3 protein-coding genes, 1 tRNA gene and 2 pseudogenes are annotated in these 4,244 nt (G+C 61.2%); 5 read left to right on the top strand and 1 reads right to left on the bottom strand.

The window, feature by feature from the left end:
• Positions 1–360: 360 nt before the first annotated feature.
• A complete protein-coding gene (gloB, locus tag I5W_RS13715) occupies positions 361–1,155 on the bottom strand; it encodes a hydroxyacylglutathione hydrolase (RefSeq protein WP_044529644.1) in 795 nt (264 codons plus the stop codon).
• Positions 1,156–1,216: 61 nt separating this feature from the next.
• Between gloB and I5W_RS13720 the strand changes: the two genes are divergently transcribed.
• From I5W_RS13720 to I5W_RS13740, 5 genes and pseudogenes are all read left to right on the top strand, one after another.
• Positions 1,217–2,011, top strand: a complete 795-nt coding sequence (locus I5W_RS13720) for a class I SAM-dependent methyltransferase (protein WP_017453950.1) — start codon at positions 1,217–1,219, stop codon at positions 2,009–2,011.
• Positions 2,012–2,100: 89 nt separating this feature from the next.
• Positions 2,101–2,535, top strand: coding sequence for a ribonuclease HI (rnhA, locus tag I5W_RS13725; RefSeq protein ID WP_017453949.1), 435 nt, complete (start codon positions 2,101–2,103; stop codon positions 2,533–2,535).
• A gap of 64 nt (positions 2,536–2,599) precedes the next feature.
• A pseudogene (dnaQ, locus tag I5W_RS13730) lies at positions 2,600–3,336 on the top strand (DNA polymerase III subunit epsilon).
• Positions 3,337–3,493: 157 nt separating this feature from the next.
• Positions 3,494–3,568, top strand: a tRNA-Val gene (locus I5W_RS13735).
• A gap of 128 nt (positions 3,569–3,696) precedes the next feature.
• Positions 3,697–4,244: pseudogene (locus I5W_RS13740) on the top strand (DUF2130 domain-containing protein); the annotation flags it as partial.

The following is a 4,244-nucleotide window of genomic DNA, read 5'->3' on the forward strand; positions in this document are numbered from 1 at the left end:
TGCATGAGGGCGATATCTGTACCAGAGGCCAAAAGTTTGCGTGCGGCGCTTCCGTTGCAGAGCTGTCATGAAGCTCGACACCTTCTGCCGGCGGGACCGGAAGTCCGATCACGGGCGCGTGCAGATTAACGGTAATGCAAGGTCGGAAGCTGCGAGTTTCCCCGGCGTGGTGCCTAAGCAATGCAGGACACCGGGCGGACGCCGTTGGTAAAAAGTCGTAAAAACGCTGGCGCCCAATTTGGGGAATTGGAGGAGTGTACGGAAGACCCTTTTCGCCAGTCAAGCAAAAATTGGCCTCTGTTACAAAGCCAAGTCCTTGATTTGGCGGGAATTTGGGGCTAAACCTCCTTCAACTGCGCGCTATCTGTAGGTATTTTTCCATTCGCGCAGGGCGGCGAAGCTGCTAACTTCGTCCAATTGCGTCAAACGCCCGGCCTTCTGCAGGGATTGCTGGATTTGCGTTTCGCCGGCGCGCAGGAAGGGGTTGGTCTGGCGCTCCAGCGCGATGGTGGTCGGTACGGTGGCTTCGCCTTTTTCGCGGCGGGCGCGTTCGCGCAGGATGCGCGCGGCCAGCTCGGCATTGCCCGGCTCGACCTCGGCGGCAAACTTCAGGTTGGAGAGCGTATATTCGTGGGCGCAATAGACTTGCGTGTCGCCCGGCAGGTTGGCCAGCCGGGTCAGCGAATCGACCATCTGCGCCGGCGTACCTTCGAAGAGCCGCCCGCAGCCGCCGGCAAAGAGCGTGTCGCCGCAGAACAGCAGGCCTTGCTCGGCCGAGTAATAGGCGATATGGCCCAGGGTATGGCCCGGTACCTCGATGACCTGCAGCCGCAGACCCAGCGCGGGGATGTCAATGTCTTCATTCCCGTACAGCGGGATGGTCATCCCCTTGATGCGGGACTGCTCGCGCGCCGGACCATAGACCGGCACCACCGGGAAGGCATCGCTGACCGCCTGGCGCGCCAGCTCGACCACACCGCCGACATGGTCAGCATGATGATGAGTCAGTAGAATAGCGGCCAACGTCAGGCCCTCGGCCTGCAATGCGGCCAACACGGGGACCGCGTCGCCCGGGTCGACCACGGCGGCATGGCGCCCGTCATGGATGATCCACAGGTAGTTGTCGTCGAACGCCGGTACGGCCATGACGTCCAATGAAGTTTTCTGATCTGCTTGAGCTGGCTTGGCTGGCTGGGTCATGAGCGCGAAAGAAGAGATGGCTGACAAGGCTGAAACTGCTGCGAATGTGAACAACGCCGAAATTATAGACCTGGCCGCCTGGTTGCAGACGCCCATCGGCAACTACCTGCGCCAGTGGGAGCAGCGTCACCTCAATACGCTCACGGCCGACATCTTCGGCTTCAACGCGGTGCAGATCGGCTCGCCCCAGATCCATGCGCTGCAGGCCAACCGGATGCCCTATCGCTGGCTCACCGACAACCGGATGCCGGTGGATGGCCAGTCCGAGCTGGAGATCCCCCAGGTGGTCACGCACAATTTCGGCGAGCTGCCGTTCGCCACGCAAAGCCTGGACCTGGTGGTCCTGCCGCACGTGCTGGAGTTCGCCGCCGAGCCGCACCAGGTGCTGCGCGAAGTGGAGCGGGTCTTGATCCCGGAAGGGCAGGTCATCATCTGCGGCTTCAACCCCAGCAGCCTGTGGGGCATGAGGCAAGCCGCCGGGCGTCTGACGGGTGCGCACTTCCTGCCGCGCGATGGCGAATTCATCCGCCTGCCGCGCCTGAAGGACTGGCTCAAACTGCTCAACATGGAAGTTAACCGCGGCCACTTCGGCTGCTACGCACCGCCTTGCGAAACCACGCAATGGCTGGACCGTTTCGGCTTCATGGAAAAGGCCGGCGACCGCTGGTGGCCCTATTTCGGCGCCGTCTACATTGTGCAGGCCATCAAGCGCGTCCCCGGAATGCGCCTCATCGGCCCGGCCTTGCAGCGCCAGAAACTGCAAGCCCCACGCGGCGTGCCGGTGACCAATCGCATCCACAAGACCGACTGAATTTACCGGGCCTCTGGCGCGATCAGGTATCATCGCGGCCCGCTTATATTGCGCACAAGTGCACAAGCAAACAAATTGAAGTGAAGAGTATGGACAAAGTAGAGATCTATTCCGATGGCGCCTGCAAGGGCAATCCTGGCCGTGGCGGCTGGGGCGCGCTGCTGGTGGCGGGCGGCAAGGAGAAGGAAATCTTCGGTGGCGAGCCCAACACCACCAACAACCGCATGGAGTTGATGGCGGTGATCCAGGCCTTGAACGCCTTGAAGCGCCCCTGCGAAGTGGTGGTCCACACCGACAGCCAGTACGTGCAGAAGGGCATCAGCGAATGGATCCACGGCTGGAAGGCGCGCGGCTGGAAGACTGCCAGCAAGGAACCGGTCAAGAATGCCGACCTGTGGCAGGCGCTGGACGCCGCCCAGCAGCAGCACCAGGTCGAGTGGCGCTGGGTGCGTGGCCACAACGGCCATGCCGGCAATGAACGCGCCGACCAGTTGGCCAATCGTGGCGTGGACAGCATCAAGTAATCGATCCCGTCATTTCATTCATATCCCATCCTAACCACCCGCATTCGCATCAGCAGGAGTCATCATGCGCCAGATCATCCTCGACACCGAAAACACCGGCCTGTCGCCGCGCAACGGCAACCGCATCCTGGAAATCGGTTGCGTGGAAATGCTCAACCGCCAGTTGTCGGGAAAAAATCTCACCTCTACATAACCCCCGAGCGTGACTCCGAAGAAGGCGCGCTGGCGGTGCACGGCCTGACCACCGAATTTCTGGCCGACAAGCCCACCTCAAAGCAGATCGCCGCCGAGTTCCTGGACTACGTGCGCGGCGCCCAGATCATCATCCACAACGCGCCTTTCGACGTCGGCTTCCTGGATGCCGAACTGGCCTTGCTGGGCCTGCCGCCGTTCAAGGAGCATGTGAGCGACGTGGTGGACTCGCTGCAGATGGCCAAGGAACTGCACCCAGGCCGCCGCAATTCGCTGGATGCCCTGTGCGACCGCTACGGCATCTCCAACGCCCACCGCGTCCTGCACGGCGCGCTGCTGGATGCAGAGTTGCTGGCCGAGGTCTACCTGTCCATGACGCGTGGCCAGAACTCCTTGACCATGGACCTGGGCGCTGAGGAAGACCTCAGCGAAGGCGAAGACGGCAAGCTGGAACTGGCGCCGCTGGCCGAGGTGATCGTGGTCACGGCCAGCGAGGAAGAACTGGGGCTGCATGAAGAGGTGCTGAACCAGCTCGACAAGGAAGCGCGCGGCAGCTGCGTCTGGCGCTTCGAACCGCCGACCGCTGAGGCGGGCGAGCAGGCGGCTTGATCAAGCTCGCGGACCAGAAGAGTGTGGCCTGCTGGCAGCAGGATTTTGCATGGCGATAAAAAATGAAGAATTATTTACGAAGCGCTTGCACACATTCAAAAAGCTTGGCATAATCTTGTCTCTCGATTGGCGCAGTAGCAAAAAGCCAGTTGAATATGGAAGGTTAGCTCAGTGGTAGAGCACTGCATTCACACTGCAGGGGTCGCAAGTTCAAACCTTGCACTTTCCACCAAAATTCAGAAAAGCCCGCCTTGTGCGGGCTTTTTGCATTTCTGTTTTCGTTTCTTGTCGGTGCGATGTGCGCGATCCGTTAAGCTAGCGCCCATCCCTCCAGAACCAGAATCAGGACCCGAACCCGCCATGCACGACATCATCTGCCCCCACTGCGGCAAAGCCTTCAAGATCGATGAAGCCGGTTACGCCGACATCCTTTCGCAAGTCCGCGACAGCGCCTTCGAGCAGCAATTGCACGAGCGCCTGGAACTGGCCGAGCAGGACAAGCGCAATGCCATCGAGCTGGCGCGGGCCAAGGCCGAGGCCGAGTTGCAGAAAGCCGCAGCGGCCCGCGACGCCGAGATCCAGGAATTGAAGGCGCGCCTGGAAGCGGGAGAAATGGCGCAGAAGATGGCCGTGGCCGACGCCATGGCCAATGTCGAGCGCGAGCGTGACAAGCTCGCCAATGAGCTTGAGCAGGCCAGGAAGGAAAAGCTCGCCGACCAGCAACTGGCCGAAGTCCGCCTGGCCCAGCAATTGCAGCAGACCGTCAGCGAGAAGGATGCCGAGATCCAGGCCTTAAAGGCCAAGATGGATTCCATCGCCCTTACCCAGAAACTGGCTGTAAACGAAGCCGTCGGTGTGGTGGAGAAGGAGCGCGACGAACTCAAGAGCAGCCTGATGCGCGCCGAACT

It is taken from the genome of Herbaspirillum sp. B65 (genome assembly GCF_000333555.1).
Classification (GTDB): domain Bacteria; phylum Pseudomonadota; class Gammaproteobacteria; order Burkholderiales; family Burkholderiaceae_D; genus Herbaspirillum; species Herbaspirillum rubrisubalbicans.

Bases quoted from the DNA above. Each gene is read 5' to 3' on its own strand.
- I5W_RS13720 (WP_017453950.1), top strand. From the start codon at position 1,217: ATGGCTGACAAGGCTGAAACTGCTGCGAATGTGAACAACGCCGAAATT.
- rnhA (WP_017453949.1), top strand. From the start codon at position 2,101: ATGGACAAAGTAGAGATCTATTCCGATGGCGCCTGCAAGGGCAATCCT.